Origin of the sequence: Methylobacterium sp. WL7 (genome assembly GCF_008040085.1) — a bacterium.
GTDB lineage: Bacteria > Pseudomonadota > Alphaproteobacteria > Rhizobiales > Beijerinckiaceae > Methylobacterium > Methylobacterium mesophilicum.
Genome location: NZ_VRVG01000090.1, coordinates 1 through 22,367 on the forward strand (window position 1 = coordinate 1; position 22,367 = coordinate 22,367).

A 22,367-nucleotide genomic window follows, 5' to 3' on the forward strand; every position below is an offset into this window, starting at 1 on the left:
TCCTGGACCCGGGGGCGCGGCGAGCGTCCCCGGGTCCAGGAGGCTCGGCTCGGGCGCCGTCGCGGGGGCGGCGAAGTCCTCCTGCGCCGCCGCCGGCCGCGGCACCAGGGCCAGGGCGGCGAGCAGCGCGGCCTGTACGGGTCTCACGCGGGCGGGCTCCAGGGTGTCTCGGTCACGGGGGTCAGCGGGCCCCGACCCTCGAACCACGACAACACGTTGTCGACCACGAGTTGGGCCATCGCCGTGCGGGTATGCTCGGAGGCGGAGCCGACATGCGGCAGCAGCACGGTATTGTCGAGGGCGGCCAGCTCCGCCGGCACGTGCGGCTCATTCTCGAACACGTCGAGGCCGGCCTCCAGGATCGTGCCCGCCTGAAGCGCGGCGATCAGCGCGGCCTCGTCGACGAGGCTGCCGCGGGCGACGTTGATCAGGATGCCCTCGGGTCCCAGCGCCTCCAGGACGGGGGCATCCACCAGCTTGCGGGTGTCGTCACCCCCGGGGGCGACCACGATCAGGATGTGGACCGCCCGCGCCATGGCGATCAGGCTATCGTGATAGGTGTAGGCGATGCCCGCCTTCCGGCTGCGGCCGTGATAGTCGATCGTGACGCCGAAGCTCTCGAGCCGATGGGCGATCGCCTGCCCGATCCGGCCGAGCCCCAGGATGCCGACCCGTCTCCCGCGCAGGGACGCGGTGAGCGGGAACGGCGCCTTCGGCCAATGGCCCGCGCGCAGGTAGCGGTCGGCCTGCGGGAGCCGCCGGACGGTCGCCAGCACGAGGCCGACGGCGAGGTCGGCGACCTCGTCGGTGAGCACGTCGGGCGTGTTGGTGACGACGATGCCGCGCCGATGCGCCTCGGCCGCGTCGACGCCGTCGTAGCCGACGCCGAAATTGGCGATCAGTTCGAGCTTCGGCAGCTTGTCCATCAGGGCCGCATCGACCTGACCGCCGACGCAGAGCCCCCGGATCCGGGGGCCGATCTCGGCCAGCTTGGCCTGCGGATCCGCGACGCCCGCGAGCCGGTGCACGGTGAAGCGCGCCTCGAAGGCGGCCTCGACCAGCGGATGCATCGTCTTGAGCAGCAGGATCTCGGGCGGCGCTTCGGACATCTCACACTCCCTGTTCGGCCGGCCGCTGCTGCGACCGGCGGTTTGGATCCGGCATAGGGCCTGCCCCCGGTCCGGCGCCAGCCGTGCCGGGCCCCGGGCCGTGACATCCGGCGACCGGCGCCGAGCGGCAGGGCGAAGACACGACGGGACCTGGACACGACGGGACCAGGATACGACGAGACGAGGACTCGCCTCTTTCGAAATTCGCCCGCGATGCCTACTAAGGAAGGCGCCTTATCGCGAGAGTTCTGCACCGATCCCATCCGAAGACGAAAACCGATGACCAGCCCGCGCACCCTCTACGACAAGATCTGGGACGACCACGTCGTCGATGTCCAGCCGGACGGCACCAGCCTCCTCTACATCGACCGGCACCTCGTTCACGAAGTCACGAGCCCGCAGGCGTTCGAGGGCCTACGCGTGGCCGGCCGCAAGGTGCGCCATCCCGAGAAGACGCTGGCGGTGGTGGACCACAACGTCCAGACCACCGACCGGTCGAAGGGCATCGACGACCCCGAGAGCCGCACCCAGCTCGAGGCGCTGGCCGAGAACGTGCGCGACTTCGGCATCGAGTTCTACGACGCCCTCGACGTGCGCCAGGGCATCGTCCACATCATCGGTCCCGAGCAGGGCTTCACGCTGCCCGGCCAGACCATCGTGTGCGGGGATTCGCACACCTCGACGCACGGCGCCTTCGGGGCGCTGGCCCATGGCATCGGCACCTCGGAGGTCGAGCACGTGCTCGCCACGCAGACGCTGGTGCAGAACAAGGCCAAGAACATGCGCGTCACGGTGGACGGCGCGCTGCCGCCCGGCGTGGGCGCCAAGGACATCATCCTGGCGATCATCGGCGAGATCGGCACGGCGGGCGGCACCGGCCACGTGATCGAGTATGCCGGCGAGGCGATCCGCGCCCTCTCGATGGAGGGGCGGATGACCATCTGCAACATGTCGATCGAGGGCGGCGCCCGCGCCGGCCTGGTGGCGCCGGACGCCACGACCTACGCCTACGTCAAGGACCGTCCGAAGGCCCCCAAGAGCGCGGCGTTCGACAAGGCCCGGGCCTACTGGGAGAGCCTGCTCACCGATGAGGGCGCGTTCTTCGACCGCGAGGTGCGCCTGGACGCCGCGAGCCTGCCGCCGATCGTCAGCTGGGGCACCAGCCCGGAGGACGTGATCTCGGTGCGCGGCCGCGTGCCTGATCCGGCGGCGATCGCGGACGAGAACAAGCGGCAGTCCAAGGAGAAGGCGCTGGCCTACATGGGCCTGACCCCGGGCACGCCGATCACCGACATCACCCTGGACCGGGTGTTCATCGGCTCCTGCACCAACGGCCGGATCGAGGACCTGCGGGTCGTCGCCCAGATGGTCGAGGGCCGCAAGGTGCACGAGAGCGTCTCCGCCATGGTGGTGCCGGGCTCGGGCCTGGTGAAGGCGCAGGCCGAGGCCGAGGGCATCGACCGGGTGCTGAAGGCCGCGGGCTTCGATTGGCGCGAGCCGGGCTGCTCCATGTGCCTCGGGATGAACGCCGACCGGCTCAACCCGCTGGAGCGCTGCGCCTCGACTTCGAACCGCAACTTCGAGGGCCGTCAGGGTCATCGCGGACGCACGCACCTCGTCTCGCCGGCCATGGCGGCGGCAGCCGCGGTCGCCGGCCGGTTCGTGGACATCCGCGACTGGCCGCGCGGCTGAGGCGCAAAAGGCACAAATCGCGATTGACGGACCCCACGTGTCCGCCTAAACGAAGCCGTCGCCGGCCAATGGCCGACGGCGAGCCCAGGTGGCGGAATTGGTAGACGCGCTGGTTTCAGGTACCAGTCTTGCAAGAGGTGAAGGTTCGAGTCCTTTCCTGGGCACCATCAGCCGCCTAAAGCGCTGATCCGCACAACTCTCTCCCCAGACCATGACACGAGACCGGCCATCACAGCCGGTCGGCGCCGCTTCGGATCCCTGTCGATCGAAGCCGCATGTCGTCATCCGAACCCAGCTTCGCGCGACCGAGACCTGTCACGACGGGGCCGCGCGCCGTATCCCGGTGTCGCCCGATTCGCGCTGGCCGCATGGCCGGCAGGCCGGAAGGAGAATCACCGGATGACGAAGTTCTCCGCGACGCTCGCGGCGGCGTTGCTCATGGCCGCGTCGCCCGGCCAGGCCGCCGATGCCCAGCCGCAGGTCCATGCGGACGAGGGCGACCTCGCCGAGAAGATCGTGGGGACCTGGGAACTCGTCTCCTACCAGGTCGAGGACAAGGCGACCGGGTCGCTGATCGACGCGATGGGCAGCGCGCCGCGGGGCCGGGTGATCTTCACCCCGGATGGCTGGGTCGCGTTCAACCTCGAGGGCACCGACCGCAAGCCGGCCGAGACCGATGCCGACCGCGCCGCGCTGATGAAGACGCTGGTCGCCTATATCGGCCGCTACCGGATCGAGGGCGACCAATGGATCACGACGGTCCAGACCGCCTGGGCTCCGGAATGGGTCAACACCGAGCAGCGGCGGACGATCAAGATCCACGGCGACGAAGCGGACGTGACGACGCCCTGGCGGATCATGCCCAACTGGGACGCCGGCCGCCTCTCGCGCAGCATCATCCGGTTCCGGCGCAGCCGATAAAGGCGGCGTCCGCCATGACGCGCGCGCACGCCCCGCATGTTCCGGACAGGACAGGCGGCGGCGTTTGTCCTACACCACAGATTGTCCTTTCAGACCTCATCCTCTAAGACGCGGGGAACACGCCGCCGCGCCAGATCGGCCGGCGTCTTTTCACCGTCGAGACTCGCCGATCACCGCGCGGTCTCCGGATCGAGTCTCGGCTCTATTCGGCGCAGCCACGTCGAACCCGGCCATCAACTCGGAAAAGACGCTTCGATCCGGCCCTGCACTTCCGGAAGCTGCTTTCGGAAGCAACAACGGCGCCCAAGACAATAAACGATCGCATACGATCGATCACGCGCTGCGTGCCGCATCATCCGCGGGGGAACGTTCTGGAAGGCTGGATGCGCGGGGCTCCCGTCGCGTCGATCCGACGCCTTCTGTGCCGGGACGTGCCAGCCGTGCATGTCCGGTCCGCAACCGATGAGATGTGGCGATGCGTGCCGACGACACCAACAAGCCCCGGTCCCCGCGCGACTCGCTCGCCTTCAGCCGGCGCCAGCTCCTCGGGACGGCGGCCACCGGGCTCGCCGCGGCCTCGCTGCCGAGCGCCCTCGCGTTCGCCGACAGCGCCGACACCAAGGTCGATGTGCTGCTGATCGGCGGCGGCATCATGAGCGCGACGCTCGGCGTCTGGCTGAACCAGCTCGAGCCCACGTGGTCGATCCAGATGGTCGAGCGCCTGGATCAGGTCGCCCTGGAGAGCTCGAACGGCTGGAACAACGCCGGCACCGGCCACTCGGCGCTGGCCGAGCTGAACTACACCCCGGAGAAGAAGAACGGCCAGGTCGAGATCGCCAAGGCGGTGGAGATCAACGAGGCGTTCCAGGTCACGCGCCAGTTCATGGCCTCGCTGGTCAAGACCGGGGTGCTGAAGAACCCCCACGCCTTCATCAACTACACCCCCCACATGAGCTTCGTCTGGGGCGACGACAACATCGCCTACCTGCGGAAGCGCTGGGAGGCCCTGAAGGCCAGCCCGCTGTTTGCCGGCATGGAATTCTCCACCGATCCGGAGCGGCTCAAGACATGGGTGCCCCTGATGATGGAGGGGCGTGACCCGAACCAGAAGGTGGCCGCCACCTGGTCGCCGCTCGGCACCGATGTCGAGTGGGGCGAGGTCACCCGCCAGTACGTCGCCCACCTGCAGGGCCAGCCGACCTTCAAGCTGAGCCTCTCCACCGAGGTCGAGGGCATCACCAAGAACGCCGACGGCTCCTGGCGGGTGACCTCCCGCAACATCAAGGACGGGTCGCGGCGCAGCGTCGATGCCAAGTTCGTGTTCATCGGCGCCGGCGGCGGCGCCCTGCACCTGCTGCAGAAGTCGGGCATCCCGGAGGGCGAGGATTACGCCGGCTTCCCTGTCGGCGGCTCGTTCCTGATCAACGAGAACCCGGACGTCGCGACGCTGCACCTCGCCAAGGCCTACGGCAAGGCGTCGGTCGGCTCGCCGCCGATGTCGGTGCCGCACCTGGACACGCGGGTGCTCGGCGGCAAGCGCGTGATCCTGTTCGGACCGTTCGCGACCTTCTCGACCAAGTTCCTGAAGGAGGGCTCGTATCTCGACCTGCTCAGCTCGACCACGACCAGCAACATCTGGCCGATGGTCCGGGTCGGCATCGACGAGTATCCGCTGGTCGAGTACCTGGCCGGCCAGCTCATGCTGTCGGACGACGACCGGATCGCGGCCCTGCGCGAGTACTTCCCGAAGGCCAAGAAGGGGGAGTGGCGCCTCTGGCAGGCGGGTCAGCGCGTGCAGATCATCAAGCGGGACCCGAACAAGGGCGGCGTGCTGAAGCTCGGCACCGAGATCGTCAACGCCAAGGACGGCAGCATCGCCGCCCTGCTGGGCGCCTCCCCGGGCGCCTCGACGGCGGCGCCGATCATGCTGCAGGTGCTGGAGAAGGTGTTCGCCAAGAACGTCGCCACGCCCGAGTGGCAGGCGAAGATCCGGCAGATCGTCCCGAGCTACGGCACGAAGCTCAACGACGACCCCGCCCGGGTCGCCCAGGAATGGGCCTACACCAGCGAGCAGCTGCAGCTGCCGGCGCCGCCCCGGATCGACACGGCAGCGCTCAAGCCCGTGCCGGCGAGCAGCACCGTGCTGAACAGCAGCGACACGCCGGTCCCGGCGCCGGTCCACGATCTCGCACCCTGAGCGCGATCACCCCCTCAGGCCTCGTGCGGACGCACGGGGCCCGGGGCCGGCGGCGTCTCGCAGGCCCTCCCGGATCGGGCTCGGACGGGTGGCTCTACCGGGCGGCGCCGTGGGCGATGTGCAGCCAGCCGAAATCCACCGGATAGCCGAGGCCGTGCAGCATCTTGACCCGCTTCCACGAGGCCGTGCGGGCCGAGCCGGCGTCCTGTCCGGCCTCGATCTCCGCGGATTCCATCTCCTGGAGCTCGCGGGTCAGCTCCTCGCGCAGCCCGGTCGCCTTCATGGCCCCGAGGGCCGCGGTGAAGGCCTGTTCGGTCACCCGCACCTGATCGCAGATTTGACGCACGCTCATCAGTCCTGAGCCCTTTCGCACTGCTTGAAGACCGCTGTTTCGCAGTCACCGGACCTTAGCATCCGCGGCAGCAACGTTAGATGTACGTCTTTGGTGCAGACAGGTTTAGTATCCAGCGTGGTAAAGCCGGCCTGCTGGAGCGCTCGCCGCCGAGGCGGTTCCCGGTACGGCGTCAGCGGACGCGTCGAACGCAGGGCTGCGTGCCGTTCCAGACGATGGCCGCCGGCTTTCGGGAAAAGGCGATGCGGCGCAGGCGTCTAGCGCAGCGGCAGCCAGCCGAGGGGGCGCGTCACCCGGGACGGGCGGCGCCAGCGCCGCTTGCGTCCGAACGTCCTGCGCGGGTCGAGGATGCCGGATCCGAGATCATCCTTCTGGATGATCCGGGGCTGCACCGCGGCACCGATGGCCACCAGGGCGGCCGATCCGACCAGCGCCATGATCGCGGCCCCCCAGAAAAGACTCTCGAACATCTGGTCCTTCCCGCCGGTATTTCCTCTTATAGGCCTGAAGTCTGATCGAAATTGCGGCAGAAGCTAGACTGCGCAGATTATTTTGCACACTTATCAGTATCGCCGGGGATGGATTTGTGGGGGGCAACCCTTGCGGCGGGCCGTTTCCGCCGCGGCGATCCCCGTGAGCATGGCCGAGGCCGGGGCGCGCGCGGCGGCAGCGGGGTGCGCCTGATCCGGCCCACCCGAACGCCACGCCCCGCACGCCCCGGCGGCCGAGGTTGCAAATTTTACGAAGCGTTCATCCTGCGGGTGTCCACTTTACGCCACCAAGGCCAGGCAAGCCTTCGGTGGACCATGCCACCCGCGACGGGCCGAGAACCGGCTCACAGGACAGATCACACAACAGGGATCCGAGACCGATGCCGCGCAAGACCGACACGACACCGCAAGAGCCGATCATGGAGCTGTGGCGGATCCTGGCGCTGGCGCTGATCGTCGCCGCCGGGATGCTGTTCGTCCATCTGGTCGTCCCCACCGAGGCCGAGGCCCTCGACAGACCCGCGAGCGCCGTCGCGCTGGGCTGACGCGGGCATAGCGGCGGCCACCTCCATCGATCAGCGCGGCTGGGGCCACAGGCCGGCCGGGTCCAGGCACCCCGTATCGCCGACCAGGTCCGGCGGCGTCAGCCCGATCAGCAGGGCGATGCTCAGGACGACGACGGCGAGGATCAGGGCGAACTCGACGCGCTTCGGATCGATCCACGTCGATCGCAGCACGAGGCATCCGGCGGTGAACGTCGCGGCCTCCGCAAGGGGAAGGATCTGGGCCAAGGCCACGCGCGGCGGCCCGGGCCGGAACCTAATCCTGCCCCGCCGGCCTCGCACCGGCCGAATCCAGCGCGGCGGTGGCGGCCCGCATGTCCCGGCGGGCCTGCGCGATGGCCGCCGTCTTCGCGTCGCCCTGCGCGTTGAGCGCTTCCAGGAACGCGAGCCAGTCGGCGCGGGCCTGGGTCGGGATTTCCCCGTCGAGCTTCTGCCGGAGTTGGGCGACCCGTCCGTCCGGGGTCGCGGCGGCGGGCGCCGCGGCGTCGGTGTCGTAGACCCCCACCGCGCACATCTGGTCGCCGGCCTTGGTGTAGTAGGTGGTCTTGGGCTCCTCGATCGTGCTGCCCGGCTTCGGGAACAGGTAGTGGATCACCGCGACCTGGCCCGTCTTGGCCGTGTCCAGCATCGTCTGGATGAAGCGGTTGCCGGTCCTGTCGTGCAGGTCGCGCACGTCGTGCCCCTGCAGGATCGGGTTCGGGTGGGCGGTCATCACGCCGTCCGGTCCGACGCAGAACACGTAGGTGTCCGCGGTCCGGAAGCCGTTCGCCCCCGCGGTGAAGGCGGCCAGCGCCTTGTCCCGGTCGGCCTGCAGCGCCTGGCTGACGCGCCCGAGCATCCAGGAAGCGAAGCCGTTGGGGCTCGGATCGTCGCAGGCGGTCGGCGCTTCTCCGTCGCCGCAGGCGCGCGCACTCGTCGGCGCCTGCGCGACACAGATCAGTGTCGCCGCCAGCAAAGCTGCCCGCAGAGCCATATGACTCTCCTGAGATCAATATAATCGCTCAACCTCAGCGATAAAATACCGTCTCGACTGATTATGCAAGCAGGCATGATTGTTGTCGCGCGCTGCGACGCGCGACCGGACGACCCCGGCCGACGCGGCGTCCGAGGCGAGGCCGGACGCGCGGCCTACTGCATCGGCAGCGGCATAGCCTCGACGGCGATCTCGCCGATCCCGCGGGCGGCGAGGGAAGCGCGCAACGGCGCGGTCAGGCAGGTGCCGGCCGTGAAGGCGCCGTGCACGGCCCCGTCCGGGTCCGCATTCCGCCGGGCCGGGCCGATCAGCTGGATCACGCGCCGGGCGATGGCGGGCGCCGGATCGATCCAGGTCACCGGCCAGGGCGCCAGCGCTTCGAGGCGCGGCAGCAGCAGCGGATAGTGGGTGCAGGCGAGGCAGACCACGTCGGTGCGCCGTCCGTCAGCCTCGGTGACGAAGCAGGGCGCGATCTCGGCGGCCAGGGCGGCATCGTCGATGGGTGCGCCGGCGAGTTCGGCCTCGGCGAAGCCCGCGAGGTTCGGCGAGCCGACCAGCGTCACCGAACAGGATCCGGCATAGGTCGCGATCAGATCGTGCGTGTAGGAGCGCGCCACCGTGCCGGGCGTGGCGAGCAGCGTGATCAGGCCCGAGCGCGTCGCGGCGGCGGCCGGCTTGATCGGCGGCACCACGCCGACGAACGGCGTCGCGAAGCGCTGGCGCAGGGCCGGGAGGACCAGGGTCGAGGCGGTGTTGCAGGCGATGACCACCAGGTCCGGCCGATGCGTCGCGACGAGCTGCTCCATCACCGCGAGCACCCGGGCCACGAGCGTCGCCTCGCCGAGCCGCCCGTACGGGAAGGCGGCATCGTCGCCGGCATAGACGTAGCGGCCGTCCGGCCGGGCGCGGCGCACCGCATCGAGGACCGTCAGGCCGCCCAGGCCGGAATCGAACACCAGGATGGTCGGCTCCGGGGACGCGCGAAACGCCGCGGGGGACAAGCTGGCCCCGGCCATCAGATCGATCCGCATGGAAATTCTGGACTCCGCACTCAGCGCCTCGAATCTCGGTGGCGAGGGTTAAGGCCTCCTCACTGCGGCGCAAGAAAGACCCGCGCTTTCACGTTCTCCCCGTTAACCCCCGCGCCTCCGGCGGCGAATGAGGCGAACGAACCGGGCGCAGGTGGAATCACCAGCGGAGGTTGTCTGACCACCGCGGGGACATATCTTCTGCGACCACGCTGGGCGTCGATAAGACGATCCCAGGAGAGACGTCATCAAGGGAAGATCCGCATGGCAGCCACGGCGGCACTCCGCTCCGGCGACACGCGCACGCAACCGGCAGCGGCTTTCCCGCCCCCGCCCGTGACGGCCCGGCCGATCGACCGCGCCGCCTGGATCGCCGCATTCCGCTTCGTGCGCAGCGAGACCGAGCGCCGCGCCGCGCCGCTCTCTGCGGAGGACCAGCAGGTCCAGTCGATGGCCGATGCCAGCCCGACCAAGTGGCACCGGGCGCACGTATCGTGGTTCTTCGAGCAGTTCCTGCTGCGCGAGCACCTGCCGGGCTACGCCATCTTCGACGAGCGCCTGCATTACCTGTTCAACTCGTACTACGTGGCGGCCGGCCCGCGGCAGCCGCGGATCCAGCGGGGCATGATCACCCGGCCGACCATGGACGAGGTGACGGCCTACCGGGCGCATATCGACCGGGCGGTGGAGTCGCTGCTCGGCCAGGCCTCCGAGAGCGCCCTGGAGGGCGTGCTGCCGATCCTGGAGATCGGGCTGTACCACGAGCAGCAGCACCAGGAGCTTCTGCTCACCGACATCCTGCACGCCTTCGCGCAGAATCCCCTCGGGCCGGTTTACGATGCCGGCTGGCGCTTCCCGGCGGCCTCCGGGCAGACCGGTCAGGCCCCGCTCGCCCGCGGCATCGCCTGGATCGGACATACCGGAGACGGGTTCTCGTTCGACAACGAGTCGCCCCGCCACGAGGCGCTGATCCTGCCCGGCCGGATCGACAAGGCGCTGGTCACCAACCGCGAATGGCTCGCCTTCATGGAGGCGGGGGGCTACGCCAAGCCGGAATTGTGGCTCTCGGACGGCTGGTACGCCGGCCAGGCCGAAGGCTGGGAGGCGCCGGGCTATTGGCGCCGGGACGGCGACGGCTGGGCGACCATGACGCTCGGCGGGGTGCGGCCGGTGGATCTCGAGGCGCCGGTCACCCATGTCAGCTACTACGAAGCCGACGCCTATGCCCGGTGGGCCGGCCGCAGCCTGCCGACCGAGTTCGAGTGGGAGGTGGCGGCGCGGGACGGCGCCCTGCCGGACGCGTTCGGCCTCGTCTGGCAATGGACCCGCAGCGCCTACACCGCCTATCCGGGCTACCGGCCGTTGCCGGGGGCCCTGGGCGAATACAACGGCAAGTTCATGGTCAGCCAGTTCGTCCTGCGCGGCTCGTCGGTGGCGACGCCCGAAGGCCACGCCCGGCTGCCCTACCGCAACTTCTTCTATCCGCATCAGCGCTGGCAGTTCACCGGCCTGCGCCTCGCCGACGCCGCCTAGAGCCGTTCCCGATCGCGTTGCAATCGGGAACGGCTCTCAGTCCTTGGTCCAACGCGCTCGCTTACGCCGAACCGGTATCCATTTCAGCGGCGAGCGCTCGAAGCGCCCCGGAGCCTCCCTTGACCGTCAAGCCCAGCTTCTCCGACGCGACCGCGGTCGCCCTGGACACACCGGAACTCGCCTTCCTGGCCGACGTGCGGGACGGCCTGTCCCGCCCGCAGAAGGCGCTCGCGCCGAAGTATTTCTACGACACGGCCGGCTCGGACCTGTTCGAGGCGATCACGCGCCTGCCGGAATACTACCCGACCCGCACGGAGGTCGGGATCCTCGACCGCAGCGGCCCCGAGATGGCCGCGCTGCTGCCGGCCAAGGCCGCCCTCGTCGAGTTCGGCAGCGGCTCGACCATCAAGCTGCGCCGCCTGCTGCGCCACCTCGACAAGCTCGCCGCCTACGTGCCGGTGGACGTCTCGGGCGAGTTCCTGCGGGCGCAGGCGGACGTGCTGAGCGGCGACTTCCCGCATCTGCGGGTCGAGCCGGTGGCCGCCGACTTCACCCGCGACTTCGACCTGCCCGCGAGCCTCGCCGGCATGCCCCGGGCCGGCTTCTTCCCGGGCTCGACCATCGGCAACTTCGAGCCCGCCGAGGCCGAGGACCTGCTGCGGCGGTTCGGGCGCATCCTGGGGGAGGGCGCCCACATGATCGTGGGCGTCGACCTCGTGAAGGATGCCGCGATCCTGGAGAACGCCTATGCGGATGCAGCAGGCGTGACGGCCGCGTTCAACCTCAACCTCCTCACCCGGATCAACCGGGAGCTCGCCGGCCGCTTCGATCTCGGCGCCTTCTCACACCGGGCGGTGTTCAACCCGGGGCCCTCGCGGATCGAGATGCACCTGGTCTCGCAGCGTGCGCAGGATGTCGGGATCGGCTCCGAGACCTTCGCGTTCGCGGCCGGCGAGACGATCCACACCGAGAGCAGCTACAAGTACACGGTCGAGACCTTCCGGGCCCTGGTGGAGCGGGCCGGCTGGACCTGGATCCAGGTCTGGACCGATCCGGAGGGGCTGTTCTCGGTTCACGCCCTCCGGCAGGATTGAACCCCGGCGCGTCGGGCCGGCACTTGGGGCCGGCACTTGGGGCCGGCACTTGGGGTGAAGGACGGCCGGATGCGTTTCAGCCCGCGCTGGTTCTACCTCGTGGCGCCGGGGCTCGGCGCCCTGGCCGGCCTGCTCTACGGATCGCTGTTCGCGGTCGGCCCGCTGCTGGGCTCGGCGATCCGGGGCGCGATCATCGGGACGCCGATCCTGCTCTACGAGCGCGGGCTGCTGTGGCGGCAGATGCGGGAGCGGGTGCGTCAGCTGGCGACGCCGCTGTTCCTGCTCGCCACCGTGGCGCTCTACATCGCCCTGATCGTGGCCGGCAACGCGGTCGCCAGCACCGTGCTGAACCGCCTGTTCCGCTTCATGTACAGCGAGCGGAACGCGATGCTGATGACGGAATCCGGCCTGCTCTACGGGCTCGCGATCTCGGTCCTCGTGGTGTTCGTGTTCCGGGTGCGCGACCTGATCGGTCCCGGCGTCTTCGCCAACCTGCTGATCGGCCGCTACCATCGGCCGATCAGCGAGGAGCGGATCTTCCTGTTCCTCGACGTGACCGGCTCGACCCGCTTCGCCGACCGCCACGGCGACCGCGCGGCGCAGGCCTATCTCGGGCAGGTCTTCAACGCGCTGGCCCTGCCGGTCTCGCGCTTCCGGGGCTCGATCGACGACTATATCGGCGACATGGCCCTGGTCACCTGGACGATCGAGCGGGGCACGCGCGACGCGGCCTGCCTGCGCTGCGTCTTCGCGTTCGCCGAGCAGCTCGCCGACGAGGCCGACGCCTGGACGAAGCGGTTCGGGCAGGTCCCGGAATTCCGTGCCGCCCTGCATTGCGGCTCGGTGGTCACCGCCGAGATCGGGCTCGAGCGCCACAAGATCGCGTATTTCGGCGACGTCGTGAACACCACCGCCCGGCTGGAGAGCCTGTCCAAGAGCCTCGGCGTGCACGTGCTGGTCTCGGCCGACCTGCTCGACCGGATCGGCCCGCTGCCGCCCGACCTCGTGGCTGAAGATCTGGGATCCCACACCCTGCGCGGCCGGGAACAGCCGCTGGCCGTGGCGGCGATCCGAACCCGGATCTAGGCGCCCAGCACCTTCGGCACCTCCCGGGCGGCGCGCTCGCCGTCGAGGGTGGCGCCGCCGACCGTCATAGCGCCGCCGCCGGCGAGGGCTTCGCCGGCGAAGAACATCCGGCCGCCGACCGGTTCGCGCAGGCGCTCGCGGGCCTCGGCATGTCCGGGCCCGACGATGGAATACGAGCCGCGGGCATGCGGGTCGGTCCACCAGCCGGCGAGCCGGCCGGCCAGGACGGCGCCCTGCGCCTTCGCGCCCAGGATCGCGCCGAGCCGCTCGGTGGCCAGGGCGATCGCGGCCGGTTCGCCCGCGCGGCACAGGTCCCGGGCGAGGTCCCCGCCGAGATTGGCCACCGCGATGGCACGGCCGAACGGGCCCATCTCGAAATACACCGTCGGCCCGCCGGTGATCACCGACACGGCGTCGCCGAGCGCCGCCGGATCGACCTTGGCGGGGTCGAGCCGCAGGCCGACCTTGGTGTAGGCGCCCATGTGCAGGCCATCCAGGGCCGCCGCGGCGCCATCGGGCAGGCCCGGGGTGAACCGGAGCGCCCCGGATTTCAGCACGCCGACCGGCACCGTGACGATCGCCGCCGCAGCCGCGAGGGTGCCGCCGGCGGTCTCGATCCGGACGGTCTTGCCGGACCAGTCGATCGCCTGCACCAGACAGTTCAACCGGACCGGCAGGTCGGCGAAGCGGCGCGCCACGAGGTCGCCGTAGCCATCGACCCAGAGGTCGGTTCCGGACCATAGCCGGTCGTAATCCACCGCCGAGACCCGCTCGGGGTCCTCGCCGAGCGAGAGCCGGCTCAAGCCCGCCGCCGCACCTTCGGCATTCGGGCCCCCGGCGCGGGCGGCCTCCGCCAGCGAGGTGTCGCCGCCCTTGGGGGCCAGCAGCGCGTCGAGCCCGGAGAAGCCGGCCCGGCGGCCCGCGTTCTCCGCATCGGTCGCCGGACGGCCGTCGATCATGAGCGTCCGGGCCCAGCCGCCCTCCTGCGCGAAACGCACGCCCGACGCCCGGGCCACGGGGGCCCAGGGATTGCGCTCGGCCCAGTGGATGTACTCGGCGCCGGCATCGAAGCGGCAATCCGGGCCGAGGGCCCGGTCGGTGAAGGCGCGGCCGCCGATGCGATCCCGGGCCTCGACCAGCACGACATCCTGCCCGGCTGCGCGCAGCGCCGACGCCGCCGCCAGGCCGGCCGCCCCGGCGCCGATGACCGCCACGGTGCCGCCCCGCGCCGCGGCGCGCACGGACGGGGCCGCCAGCACGGCGGCAGCCAGGATCGTTCGTCGGGTCGGACTCACGGCGTCACCGCTGGGGGGCCATTCTGAGCCGGCTCAGTCCGGCTTCATGCCGGATACCTGTAACGCCATCGCGGACCGGCAAGCGCGGCAGCTCTGCGGCATCTTCCCAAAGGACGCGAGCCTGCGGCCGGCGACGGCGATGCAGGCTCGGAGACCCCGGGCATCGTCCCGGACAGGGCGGCGCCGGCTTTCGGGAAACCGACGACGCGAAGCCGAGACCGCGCGTGGCGCCGTGACCCTGTTGCCCGGCAGGATGCGCTAATGCGCGGCCGGGCTGGCGGACCGCTTCTCCATCATGGTCTTGACCTGCATCAGCTGGTCCCAGACCTGACCGGGCGAGGTGCCGAAGAAGTCGAAGCCGGCATTCACGCCGAGATAGATCCCGACGCAGATCAGCGGCACCAGCACCCAGGCCAGCACCTCCTCGCCGCGGCGACGCCGCTGGCGGCGGCGGCGCCGTTCCTCGCGCCGGGTCAGCTTCGGGGCAGGCGCAGGATGCGTGACGGGGGATAGAGGCCCCTCGTGCAGATCTTCGGTCATCAAGCGCCTCCTCGCCGCGGCGCGTTCGCGTCGCGGCGGTCATAGACCGGCAGGCCGTGGTCCGGAAGCCTGCCGGCCGGCGTGAGGGCCCTTATGCGCGGACCAGTGGCACCTTCGGCACGGTCCGGACACCGCCGCCCGAACCGCCGCCGCCACCCCCACCCTTGTCGTCCTTCGGGGTCTTCTTGCGCGTGGCCGCACGGGGCTTGGCCCGCTTGTGCCGCTTGGCCGCGTTGGTGACGTCCGCCTCCGGCTTCGGCGTGACCGGGCCGGCCGGGAAGTCGAAGCCCAGGCTGTCCTTGGCGCCGGCCTTGGCCTCCTCGTCCTCCGGCTTGCGCACCACCACCCGGACGGCGCCGCCGTCCTTGAGCTTGCCGAACAGCACCTCGTCGGCCAGCGGCGTCTTGATGGTCGCCTGGATCAGGCGCGCCATCGGGCGGGCGCCCATGGCGTCGTCGTAGCCGTGCTCCACCAGCCACGCCCGCGCCTCGTCGGACAGCTCGATCGTCACGTTGCGGTCGGCGAGCTGGGCCTCGAGCTGGAGGACGAACTTGTCCACCACCTTGGCCACGACCTCCTTCGGCAGGTGGCCGAACGAGATGATCGCGTCGAGGCGGTTGCGGAATTCCGGGGCGAACAGCTTGTTGATCGCCTCGACGTCGTCGCCGGTGCGCTTCGTCTGGGTGAAACCGTAGGCCGACTTCGCCAAGTCCGAGGCACCCGCGTTGGTCGTCATGATGATGATGACGTTGCGGAAATCGACCTGCTTGCCGTTGTGGTCAGTCAGCTTGCCGTGGTCCATCACCTGCAACAGGATGTTGAACAGGTCCGGGTGGGCCTTCTCGATCTCGTCGAGCAGCAGCACGCAATGCGGGTGCTGGTCGATCCCATCGGTGAGCAGGCCCCCCTGGTCGAAGCCGACATAGCCGGGGGGTGCGCCGATCAGGCGGCTGACCGTGTGGCGCTCCATGTATTCCGACATGTCGAACCGCAGCATCTCGACGCCCAGCGAGGAGGCGAGCTGCTTGGCGGCCTCGGTCTTGCCGACGCCGGTCGGACCCGCGAACAGGTACGAGCCAATCGGCTTGTCCGGATCGCGCAGGCCGGCCCGGGCGAGCTTGATCGCCGAGGTCAGCGCCTCGATGGCGCTCGGCTGGCCGTAGACCACCCGCTTCAGGTTCTCGGTGAGGTGCTGCAGCACCACCGCGTCGTCCTTCGAGACGGTCTTGGGCGGGATGCGGGCCATCGTGGCGATGGTCGCCTCGATCTCCTTGATGCCGATGGTGCGCTTGCGGCGCGCCTCCGGCACCAGCATCTGCGACGCGCCGGTCTCGTCGATCACGTCGATCGCCTTGTCGGGCAGCTTGCGGTCGTTGATGTAGCGGGCCGACAGCTCCACCGCGGCCTTCACGGCCTCGGTGGTGTACTTGAGCTTGTGGAACTCCTCGAAGTACGGACGCAGGCCCTTCACGATCTCGATCGTATCCGGGATCGACGGCTCGTTGACGTCGATCTTCTGGAACCGGCGCACCAGGGCGCGGTCCTTCTCGAAGTACTGGCGGTACTCCTTGTAGGTGGTCGAGCCGATGCAGCGCAGCGTGCCCGAGGCCAGCGCCGGCTTGAGCAGGTTCGACGCGTCCATGGCGCCGCCCGAGGTCGCACCGGCACCGATCACCGTGTGGATCTCGTCGATGAACATGATCGCGTTCGGGTGCGCCTCGATCTCCTTCATCACCTGCTTGAGGCGCTCCTCGAAGTCGCCCCGGTAGCGGGTGCCGGCGAGCAGCGTGCCCATGTCGAGGGAGAACACCGTCGCGTCGGCCAGAACCTCCGGCACCTCGTGCTGGATGATCTTGCGGGCGAGCCCTTCCGCGATCGCGGTCTTGCCGACGCCGGGATCGCCCACCAGCAGCGGGTTGTTCTTCTGCCGGCGGCAGAGCACCTGGATCGTGCGCTCGACCTCGGAGTGGCGGCCGATCAGCGGGTCGATCTTGCCGTCCCGGGCCTTCTTGTTGAGGTTCACGCAGTAGGCGTCGAGCGCGTCGCCCTTCTTCTTCGCGCCGCCGCGGGGATCGCCCTCGTCGCTCGGGCGCTCGGCGGCGCCTTCCTCTTCCGCGCCCCGCACGGGCTTGGCCTCGGAGGCGCCGGGGCGCTTGGCGATGCCGTGGCTGATGTAGTTGACCGCGTCGTAGCGGGTCATGTCCTGCTCCTGCAGGAAGTAGGCGGCGTGGCTCTCGCGCTCAGCGAAGATCGCCACCAGCACGTTGGCCCCCGTCACCTCCTCGCGGCCCGAGGACTGGACGTGGATCACCGCCCGCTGGATCACCCGCTGGAACCCGGCGGTGGGCTTGGCGTCCTGGCGCCCGTCCCCGGTCAGGTTCGAGAGCTCGGTGTCCACGTAGTCGACCAGGCTGCGCTTGAGCGTGTCGATCTCGACGTTGCAGGCGCGCATGACCGCGGCCGCATCCTGGTCGTCCACGAGGGCGAGCAGGAGATGCTCCAGCGTCGCGTATTCGTGCCGTCGCTCGCCGGCGAGCGCGAGGGCTCGGTGGAGGGCTTGTTCTAGGCTGCGTGAGAAGCTTGGCAAAGCTGGCCTCTGTGTGGGTGCCTACCGCGAACGGCGCCTATTTCTTTTCCATAACGCACTGGAGAGGATGTTGGTGTTTGCGCGCGAAGTCCATGACCTGCGTCACCTTGGTCTCCGCCACCTCGTAGGTGAAGACCCCACACTCGCCGACCCCGTTCTGATGCACGTGCATCATGATGTGGTAGGCGTCCTCGTGGCTCTTGTTGAAGAAGCGTTCGACGACCAGCACCACGAATTCCATCGGCGTATAATCGTCGTTCAGAAGGAGTACCCGGTACAGGCTCGGCTTCTTGGTCTTCGGCTTGGTGCGGGTGATGATCGCGGTGTTGGACCGGTCGTCGCCGCCCGGGGCGCGCGAACCGGAGGCCGTGATCGCCAAACGCGCCGGCCCGTGAAGCGTCGTCGATATCGCGGTGCCCTGAAGGGGGACCTGTGTCATGTGCGTCGAACCGATCCCTCGATTGGAGCGGGCGTCGCCGGCCCCCAATACCGATCCCGTCATGACCCTGCCGGGAGCGGCGTCTGGGTCGGCGGACATTAATCTACAGACCGTGAGGCGACTTCGCCAGACGCCTGCGCGCACTTGTCCGCCCCGCAAAGCTTGCGCCCGGCGCATCACGTTCGAGGCGTTCATGCCGAGGGGCTGACGCCAGCGCACGGAAGCCGGCCGGGGGGAGGGACCATGGTGGACGCGCGTCGCCCGGCTCGGACCGCGGAGGATCCGATACCCGACCGGCGAATTCCGTAAGACGCCGGGAGGGCGGGGGAGCGCTGCATGGCCGGCCTCCTTGGCGCCGCCGGGCCGGCGCGTCGCGCGCCGACACCGGTGACGAAACCGGATCTCCTCCAGAGGTGTGGGCCGCATGCGCCATCGTCAAGGCATGGCCGGAACGACACGATTCGGAACGCGAGCGGTTCGCATTAACGGGCCTGTAACTGCACCCGCCTAATTCTCAACCGATGCAGCGGGGCCACGCGATCAGCGCCGGCCAGCACCAGAGATACGACCGGCGCATGCCGGTCTCGCGAGGCTATCAGGCGTGATGCGTAGCGTTGTAGGCCGCCCCCGGACGATCCCCGCGCTGCCGGCCGCCATTCCGGCCGCCTTGGCCGCCGCCGCGGTCCTGACCGCCCTGGCCGCCCCGGCCGAGGCCCGCCGCGGGCGGCACCATCATCACCACGCGTCGGGGGGCGGCTACAACCCGCCCTACGCCGCCATGGTGGTGGACGTGAAGAGCGGGAAGACGCTGCACGCGGTCAACGAGGACGCGCTGCGCCATCCGGCCTCGATCACCAAGGTCATGACGCTCTACATGCTGTTCGAGCAGATGGAGCGCGGCAAGTTCGCCCTCGATTCCGAGCTGACCATGTCGGCCCACGCCGCCGCCCAGGCGCCGTCGAAGCTCGGCCTGCGCCCCGGCCAGACCATCTCGGTCGAGGACGCGATCAAGGCGATCGTCACCAAGTCGGCCAACGACGTGGCCTGCGCGATCGGCGAGAACATCGCCGGCTCCGAGGAGCGCTTCGCCCAGATGATGACCGCCAAGGCGCACGCGCTCGGCATGAGCCGGACCCGCTACGCCAACGCCTCCGGCCTGCCGGACCCCGACCAGCTCACCACCGCCCGGGACCTCACCGTCCTGGCCCGCGCCATCCAGGACCGGTTCCCGCACTATTACCGCTACTTCCAGACCCGCTCCTTCGCGTTCCGCGGCCGGGTGATCGGCAACCACAACCACCTGCTCGGCAACGTCCAGGGCGTGGACGGCATCAAGACCGGCTACACTCGGGATTCGGGGTTCAACCTGATGACCGCGGCCAAGTCCGAGGGCCGCCAGATCGTGGCGATCGTGCTCGGCGGCAAGTCGGGCGGCAGCCGCGACCGGATCATGGCCGACCTCGTCCGCTCCAACCTGCCCCGGGCCTATGCCGGCGCCCGCCAGTCGGCGCCGGTCACCGAGGTGGCCGAGCGGGCCCGCCCGGCCGTGGTGGCGGACGCCGTCTCGCGCACCCGCACCCAGGTCGCCTCGGCCGACGACGAGGATGTCGAGACCACCGGCACCACCGGCGAGCCCCTGGACATCATGCCCTCGCGCTCGACCACGACGCCGGGCGGCACCTGGAAGCCCGGTCCGCAGGGCGTGTCGCAGGCGCTGCCGAAATCCGCGCAGGCCTATGCCGGCGCGAGCACCGCCCAGGCCCCGTTCCCCGGCGCGTCCAAGACCGCGGCCCGGCTGGCCTCCGCCGAACGCGACGAGCCGCCCAAGGCCGTCACCGGCACCCGCGTCGTCCCCACCGCCTGGGTGATCCAGCTCGGCGCCATGGACGACGAGTCCAAGGCCCGCACGATGCTCTCGGAGGCCCGCGCCAAGGCCGGGGGCAGCCTTTCCAAGGCGGCGCCCTACACGGTCAAGGTCGAGCATGGCGGGACCACGCTCTACCGCGCCCGCTTCTCCGGCTTCGCGGAGCAGGATTCCGCGCAGGATGCCTGCACGGCCCTGAAGCGCAGCGGCTTCAGCTGCTTCGCGACCCGCAGCTGAACCGCTCGAGCATCATCCCGAAAGGTGGGTTCCGGCTTTCGGACCGAGATGATGCAGAAACAAAAGCCTCGAGCGTCGTCCCGGCTCTGATGTCCGGGCCGACGCCCTAGGCGATCGACGGCGCGCCGATCCGGCGCGCCGGCACGGCGGAGCCGCGGCTGTGTTTGCCCGCGGCTGCGAACCAGTCAGCATCTGACAACGCGCGTGGAGTTCAGCGATGTCGGTTCAAAAGCCTGTCCCGGGCCGCGTTGACCCGCGCCGCCCTGTCGGCACTTCCGCCCTGGTCGGGGTGGGTGAGCTTCATCAGAGACCTGTGGGCCGTCCGGACCTGCTCAGCGGTCGCCCCGCGCTGAAGCCCCAGGATCTGGTACGCCTCCTCCTGCGTCATCGACCCTGGATACGCCGGGCGTCCCGGCCGCGGGTCTCGATCGCGCTCAGCGTCTACACGCCAGCCGGGCGCCCGGCGGTCGAGATACGGCTCTAGGAGCGCCGCGCCCGCGGGATCGCGCGCGCGGCAGGCCTGCAGCAGCGCGACCAGGATCTCGGCGGGCAGGGCGTCGAGCCGCGCCCCGGCGCCGGGCCCGGCGGTCACCCGGCCGTCGCGGATGGAGCCGTCCGGACGCAGGCGGACATCGAGCAGGGCCGTGCGGTGCCGGAGCCCGGGGCCGAACCGCGACTTGACGAGGCGGGCGAGGCGCTCGGTCATGGCGGCCTGGCCCTCGATCATCCAGATGCCGCCGAGGCCGAGAAGGGCCGCCAGGACGAGGTTCCCGTGCAGCAGCAGGAACCCGGCCGCCGCGAGCGCGAAGGCGCCGCCGAGCTTCTGCGGCCGGACCGCGCCGGTCACCGCGCCGACGCCCTTGCCGAAGGCGCGCCCGAGCCGACGGCCGAGGCCGTCCCCGTTCTTCGAGAGCCACCAGAGCGTGGCGCAGGCCAATAGGACCGCAAACAACACCATCGCGAACCGCCGTTATCGCCGCGCGCCGAATGCGGCGCCGACGCGGCCACCGATCCGCACCGTGGTGCCGTCGCCCAGATCGTAGAACCCGCGCGGGGGCGTCGTCGGCGCGTGGGCCGGAACGTCGCAGCCGGGCGGCGGCGGCAGGCGGACACCCTCCGGCAGGTCCTCCGGGCAGAGGCGGGACCGCACCCGCGTCTCGGCGGCCTGCACGGCACCGGCGGAGACCAGGACGAGCAGCGTGAGGACGGGCAGCCGCCTCACCGCCGGTTCTCCGCGACATCCGCGGTGGTGATGCGGACCTGCCGGATCCGGCCGTCGCGCACGACCTTCAGGTTGATGGCTGCGCCGAGGCCCGCCTCCTCGATCGCCGCGGTCAGGTCGGCCAGCCGGTGGATCGGCCGGTCGTCGGCCGCCACGATCACGTCGCCGAGACCGCCGGATTGCGGATCGACGCCGCGCAGGCCGGCCTGGGACGCGGGCGACCCGGGCAGGACCCGAAGCACCACCACGCCGTCGATCCCCAGCCGGGCGGCGGCGGCCTCCTGGGCGGCGATGATGCCGATGCCGGGATTGCGCACCCGCCCCACCCGGATCAGCTCAGGGACCACGCGGTTGACCACGTCCACCGGGATCGCGAACCCGATGCCGGCGCTGGCCCCGGAGGGCGAGACGATGGCGGTGTTGACCCCGATCAGCCGGCCGGCGGAATCGAGCAGGGGACCTCCGGAATTGCCGGGGTTGATCGCCGCGTCGGTCTGGATGACGCCCGACAACTCACGCCCGGCGCTGGTCGGCATCCGCCGGCGCACGGCGCTGATCACGCCGGTGGTCAGGGTGTGGTCGAGGCCGAACGGGTTGCCGATCGCGAAGGTCGACTGGCCGACCTTCAGGTCCGCCGAGGTCCCGATCGCCAGGGGCGGCGGCATCTTGGCCACCCGCCCGAGCCGCAGGACCGCCAGGTCGTAGGACGGGGCCAGGCCCACCAGGGTCGCGGAGACCACCTCGCCGTCGCTCATCCGCACCGAGACCGAGCCGCCGGATTGCGCCGCGTTCTGCACGACATGCGTGTTGGTGACGACGTGGCCGGCCCCGTCCCAGACGAAGCCGGTGCCGGTCTGCGTGCCGCCCTGCTCCCCGCCCTCGTCGTCCGCGTCGAGCAGGTCGCGCCCGGTCGCGGCGCTCTGCGCGAAGACGTGGACGACGGAGGGGCTCGCCCGCTCGAACAGCGCGATCGTGGCGGTCTCGGACTGGGCCAGATCGCCGCGTGCGGTCACCGCCCGCGGCGTCTCGGCCGCGTAGAGCAGCGCCTGCACGTAGGGTTGGGCGACGTAGAGCGCCAGCAGGACCAGGACCGCGGCGAGCACGATGCGCACGGTACGGTCCGGCAAGGGGGCGGTCTCCAGGC

Annotated in this window: 21 protein-coding genes and 1 tRNA gene; 9 read left to right on the forward strand and 13 right to left on the reverse strand. The window is 70.4% G+C overall.

Annotated features, from left to right (window positions below):
- Positions 1-143 precede the first annotated feature (143 nt).
- Positions 144-1,109: a 2-hydroxyacid dehydrogenase gene (locus FV233_RS20085; RefSeq protein ID WP_147855670.1), complete on the reverse strand. Its 966-nt coding sequence runs from the start codon at positions 1,107-1,109 to the stop codon at positions 144-146.
- 279 nt (positions 1,110-1,388) lie between these two features.
- Between FV233_RS20085 and leuC the strand changes: the two genes are divergently transcribed.
- The 4 genes from leuC to mqo all read left to right on the forward strand — a co-directional run bounded on the left by leuC (position 1,389) and on the right by mqo (position 5,919).
- Positions 1,389-2,801, forward strand: coding sequence for a 3-isopropylmalate dehydratase large subunit (gene leuC, locus FV233_RS20090; RefSeq protein WP_147855669.1), 1,413 nt, complete (start codon positions 1,389-1,391; stop codon positions 2,799-2,801).
- An 82-nt stretch (positions 2,802-2,883) separates the two neighbouring features.
- A tRNA-Leu gene (locus FV233_RS20095) sits at positions 2,884-2,968 on the forward strand.
- 232 nt (positions 2,969-3,200) lie between these two features.
- Positions 3,201-3,722: a lipocalin-like domain-containing protein gene (locus tag FV233_RS20100; protein ID WP_147855668.1), complete on the forward strand. Its 522-nt coding sequence runs from the start codon at positions 3,201-3,203 to the stop codon at positions 3,720-3,722.
- A 475-nt stretch (positions 3,723-4,197) separates the two neighbouring features.
- Positions 4,198-5,919: a malate dehydrogenase (quinone) gene (gene mqo, locus FV233_RS20105; RefSeq protein ID WP_147898537.1), complete on the forward strand. Its 1,722-nt coding sequence runs from the start codon at positions 4,198-4,200 to the stop codon at positions 5,917-5,919.
- 94 nt (positions 5,920-6,013) lie between these two features.
- On the opposite strand, the gene FV233_RS20110 is transcribed toward mqo, so the two are convergent.
- Both FV233_RS20110 and FV233_RS20115 read right to left on the reverse strand, forming a co-directional pair.
- Positions 6,014-6,271, reverse strand: a complete 258-nt coding sequence (locus tag FV233_RS20110; RefSeq protein ID WP_147855666.1) for a hypothetical protein — start codon at positions 6,269-6,271, stop codon at positions 6,014-6,016.
- Between the two features lie 257 nt (positions 6,272-6,528).
- The gene (locus FV233_RS20115; RefSeq protein ID WP_147855665.1) at positions 6,529-6,741 is read right to left on the reverse strand and encodes a hypothetical protein; all 213 of its coding nucleotides are present in this window, start codon (positions 6,739-6,741) and stop codon (positions 6,529-6,531) included.
- A 401-nt stretch (positions 6,742-7,142) separates the two neighbouring features.
- Between FV233_RS20115 and FV233_RS30475 the strand changes: the two genes are divergently transcribed.
- The gene (locus FV233_RS30475) at positions 7,143-7,307 is read left to right on the forward strand and encodes a hypothetical protein (protein WP_187277967.1); all 165 of its coding nucleotides are present in this window, start codon (positions 7,143-7,145) and stop codon (positions 7,305-7,307) included.
- A gap of 30 nt (positions 7,308-7,337) precedes the next feature.
- Here FV233_RS30475 and FV233_RS30480 read toward each other — a convergent pair whose 3' ends face one another.
- The 3 genes from FV233_RS30480 to murI form a co-directional block, all read right to left on the reverse strand.
- Complete coding sequence (locus FV233_RS30480) at positions 7,338-7,499, reverse strand: hypothetical protein (RefSeq protein WP_187278175.1); 162 nt, start codon at positions 7,497-7,499, stop codon at positions 7,338-7,340.
- Positions 7,500-7,581: 82 nt separating this feature from the next.
- Positions 7,582-8,298, reverse strand: a complete 717-nt coding sequence (locus FV233_RS20120) for a cache domain-containing protein (RefSeq protein ID WP_147898538.1) — start codon at positions 8,296-8,298, stop codon at positions 7,582-7,584.
- A gap of 155 nt (positions 8,299-8,453) precedes the next feature.
- The gene (gene murI, locus FV233_RS20125) at positions 8,454-9,329 is read right to left on the reverse strand and encodes a glutamate racemase (RefSeq protein WP_147898539.1); all 876 of its coding nucleotides are present in this window, start codon (positions 9,327-9,329) and stop codon (positions 8,454-8,456) included.
- Between the two features lie 261 nt (positions 9,330-9,590).
- On the opposite strand from murI, the gene egtB reads away from it, so the two are divergent.
- The 3 genes from egtB to FV233_RS20140 all read left to right on the forward strand — a co-directional run bounded on the left by egtB (position 9,591) and on the right by FV233_RS20140 (position 13,039).
- Positions 9,591-10,859: an ergothioneine biosynthesis protein EgtB gene (gene egtB, locus FV233_RS20130; RefSeq protein WP_147898540.1), complete on the forward strand. Its 1,269-nt coding sequence runs from the start codon at positions 9,591-9,593 to the stop codon at positions 10,857-10,859.
- 119 nt (positions 10,860-10,978) lie between these two features.
- On the forward strand, positions 10,979-11,953 hold the full coding sequence (gene egtD / locus FV233_RS20135; RefSeq protein ID WP_147898541.1) for an L-histidine N(alpha)-methyltransferase: 975 nt from the start codon (positions 10,979-10,981) through the stop codon (positions 11,951-11,953).
- A 69-nt stretch (positions 11,954-12,022) separates the two neighbouring features.
- Positions 12,023-13,039: an adenylate/guanylate cyclase domain-containing protein gene (locus FV233_RS20140; protein ID WP_147898542.1), complete on the forward strand. Its 1,017-nt coding sequence runs from the start codon at positions 12,023-12,025 to the stop codon at positions 13,037-13,039.
- Here FV233_RS20140 and FV233_RS20145 read toward each other — a convergent pair.
- From FV233_RS20145 to clpS, 4 genes are all read right to left on the reverse strand, one after another.
- Positions 13,036-14,334, reverse strand: coding sequence for an FAD-dependent oxidoreductase (locus FV233_RS20145; RefSeq protein WP_147898543.1), 1,299 nt, complete (start codon positions 14,332-14,334; stop codon positions 13,036-13,038). The two genes, FV233_RS20140 and FV233_RS20145, sit on opposite strands and share 4 nt — an antisense overlap.
- Before the next feature lie 258 nt (positions 14,335-14,592).
- Complete coding sequence (locus FV233_RS20150) at positions 14,593-14,874, reverse strand: hypothetical protein (RefSeq protein WP_147898544.1); 282 nt, start codon at positions 14,872-14,874, stop codon at positions 14,593-14,595.
- Positions 14,875-14,965: 91 nt separating this feature from the next.
- On the reverse strand, positions 14,966-17,461 hold the full coding sequence (gene clpA / locus FV233_RS20155; protein ID WP_147898545.1) for an ATP-dependent Clp protease ATP-binding subunit ClpA: 2,496 nt from the start codon (positions 17,459-17,461) through the stop codon (positions 14,966-14,968).
- A gap of 37 nt (positions 17,462-17,498) precedes the next feature.
- Complete coding sequence (gene clpS / locus FV233_RS20160; RefSeq protein ID WP_187193701.1) at positions 17,499-17,900, reverse strand: ATP-dependent Clp protease adapter ClpS; 402 nt, start codon at positions 17,898-17,900, stop codon at positions 17,499-17,501.
- Positions 17,901-18,504: 604 nt separating this feature from the next.
- On the opposite strand from clpS, the gene FV233_RS20165 reads away from it, so the two are divergent.
- Positions 18,505-20,001, forward strand: a complete 1,497-nt coding sequence (locus FV233_RS20165; protein WP_147898546.1) for a D-alanyl-D-alanine carboxypeptidase — start codon at positions 18,505-18,507, stop codon at positions 19,999-20,001.
- 211 nt (positions 20,002-20,212) lie between these two features.
- Here FV233_RS20165 and FV233_RS20170 read toward each other — a convergent pair whose 3' ends face one another.
- Genes FV233_RS20170 through FV233_RS20180 form a run of 3 tightly spaced genes read right to left on the reverse strand, consistent with a single transcriptional unit; the run spans position 20,213 to position 22,350 of the window.
- Positions 20,213-20,959 (reverse strand): DnaJ domain-containing protein, encoded by a 747-nt coding sequence (locus tag FV233_RS20170; RefSeq protein ID WP_147898547.1) that lies wholly within the window; start codon positions 20,957-20,959, stop codon positions 20,213-20,215.
- Positions 20,960-20,971: 12 nt separating this feature from the next.
- Complete coding sequence (locus FV233_RS20175) at positions 20,972-21,223, reverse strand: hypothetical protein (RefSeq protein WP_147898548.1); 252 nt, start codon at positions 21,221-21,223, stop codon at positions 20,972-20,974.
- A complete protein-coding gene (locus FV233_RS20180) occupies positions 21,220-22,350 on the reverse strand; it encodes a trypsin-like peptidase domain-containing protein (RefSeq protein ID WP_147898549.1) in 1,131 nt (376 codons plus the stop codon). Before FV233_RS20180 ends, FV233_RS20175 begins: the two co-directional genes overlap by 4 nt.
- Between the last annotated feature and the right edge of the window lie 17 nt (positions 22,351-22,367).

Bases quoted from the DNA above. Each gene is read 5' to 3' on its own strand.
- FV233_RS20085 (WP_147855670.1), bottom strand. From the start codon at position 1,109: ATGTCCGAAGCGCCGCCCGAGATCCTGCTGCTCAAGACGATGCATCCG.
- FV233_RS20100 (WP_147855668.1), top strand. From the start codon at position 3,201: ATGACGAAGTTCTCCGCGACGCTCGCGGCGGCGTTGCTCATGGCCGCG.
- FV233_RS20170 (WP_147898547.1), bottom strand. From the start codon at position 20,959: ATGGTGTTGTTTGCGGTCCTATTGGCCTGCGCCACGCTCTGGTGGCTC.
- FV233_RS20150 (WP_147898544.1), bottom strand. From the start codon at position 14,874: ATGACCGAAGATCTGCACGAGGGGCCTCTATCCCCCGTCACGCATCCT.
- FV233_RS20140 (WP_147898542.1), top strand. From the start codon at position 12,023: ATGCGTTTCAGCCCGCGCTGGTTCTACCTCGTGGCGCCGGGGCTCGGC.
- FV233_RS20115 (WP_147855665.1), bottom strand. From the start codon at position 6,741: ATGTTCGAGAGTCTTTTCTGGGGGGCCGCGATCATGGCGCTGGTCGGA.
- FV233_RS30475 (WP_187277967.1), top strand. From the start codon at position 7,143: ATGCCGCGCAAGACCGACACGACACCGCAAGAGCCGATCATGGAGCTG.
- FV233_RS20120 (WP_147898538.1), bottom strand. From the start codon at position 8,298: ATGGCTCTGCGGGCAGCTTTGCTGGCGGCGACACTGATCTGTGTCGCG.
- FV233_RS20165 (WP_147898546.1), top strand. From the start codon at position 18,505: ATGCGTAGCGTTGTAGGCCGCCCCCGGACGATCCCCGCGCTGCCGGCC.
- mqo (WP_147898537.1), top strand. From the start codon at position 4,198: ATGCGTGCCGACGACACCAACAAGCCCCGGTCCCCGCGCGACTCGCTC.
- leuC (WP_147855669.1), top strand. From the start codon at position 1,389: ATGACCAGCCCGCGCACCCTCTACGACAAGATCTGGGACGACCACGTC.
- clpS (WP_187193701.1), bottom strand. From the start codon at position 17,900: ATGACACAGGTCCCCCTTCAGGGCACCGCGATATCGACGACGCTTCAC.
- egtB (WP_147898540.1), top strand. From the start codon at position 9,591: ATGGCAGCCACGGCGGCACTCCGCTCCGGCGACACGCGCACGCAACCG.
- FV233_RS20110 (WP_147855666.1), bottom strand. From the start codon at position 6,271: ATGAGCGTGCGTCAAATCTGCGATCAGGTGCGGGTGACCGAACAGGCC.
- murI (WP_147898539.1), bottom strand. From the start codon at position 9,329: ATGCGGATCGATCTGATGGCCGGGGCCAGCTTGTCCCCCGCGGCGTTT.